The 965-nt window shown below is 46.6% G+C and carries 1 protein-coding gene; it reads left to right on the forward strand.

The window, feature by feature from the left end; genetic code table 11:
- Window positions 1-179: 179 nt before the first annotated feature.
- Window positions 180-965: minor capsid protein (locus NIE88_RS22095; RefSeq protein WP_253065712.1), on the forward strand; the 786-nt coding region annotated here is incomplete at its 3' end.

Genomic DNA, 965 nt, shown 5'->3' on the forward strand with positions numbered 1-965 from the left:
CGCTGAAAAGACTGGATTAGACCTTGATGATGTTTACAAGATGATTGATGCTCATGATGATTTCTTGAAAGAGAAAGGGATTATTGTTGATTAGGAGGTGATCCTTCCGGGCAACCGGTGTATCTCGCCCTAAGCATGGCGTTAAAAGGCTTATTTCTTATGCGCTTCGGGTGATGACTATGCCAACTTATTGGGAAAAGCGAATGATTCAACTTTATAACGCCCAGGACAAGCGGAATGCGAAGCTGGACAAGCGGCTGCGGAAAGAGTATCTGCGGCTGGAAGAGCAGATCAAGAAAGAAGTTGCCAGCTATTACGCCAAATACGCGGTGAATGACGTGATTGAATATCGTCAGCTGGTTCTAAGCTTATCGCAATCTGAACGTGATCTGTTGTACAAGGATTATCAGGAGTTCGCCCGGCGCTATCCGCAGTATCAGCATTTGATGCCTGTGCGTGAGAGTATTTACAAACTGAACCGACTGGAAGGGCTACAGTTATCCATCAGGCAGCGCATGGTCGAACTTGGGGCGTTTGAACAGAAAGGCTTTGAGAAACTGCTGAAAGCGTCGTATCAAAATGGCTATTTGTCCAGTATGAAGAGTTTGCAGAATGCGCCGACTTTTTTCGGAGTAAACGATGAAGTGCTGATGCAGACGATTAATGAGCAGTGGATTGATGGCAAGAATTTCTCCGGCCGGATTTGGACGAATAAGGAAAAGTTGATTAACACAATGAATAACGAGATCCGTGATGCGATTATCCGAGGTGACGATTATCAGCAGATGGCCAGACTCATATCGCACCGCATGGGCGTTGGAGCAAATGAATCGTTGCGGTTAATCACAACGGAGAGCGCGTTCGTGATGAACCAGGCGAATAAACAAGCTTTCACGGATGCTGGGATTGAACGGTATGAGATTACGGCGGTTATGGATCATCGAACAAGTGCCATATGCCGGGGC

It is taken from the genome of Sporolactobacillus shoreicorticis (assembly GCF_024125445.1).
GTDB classification, from domain to species: Bacteria; Bacillota; Bacilli; order Bacillales; family Sporolactobacillaceae; genus Sporolactobacillus; species Sporolactobacillus shoreicorticis.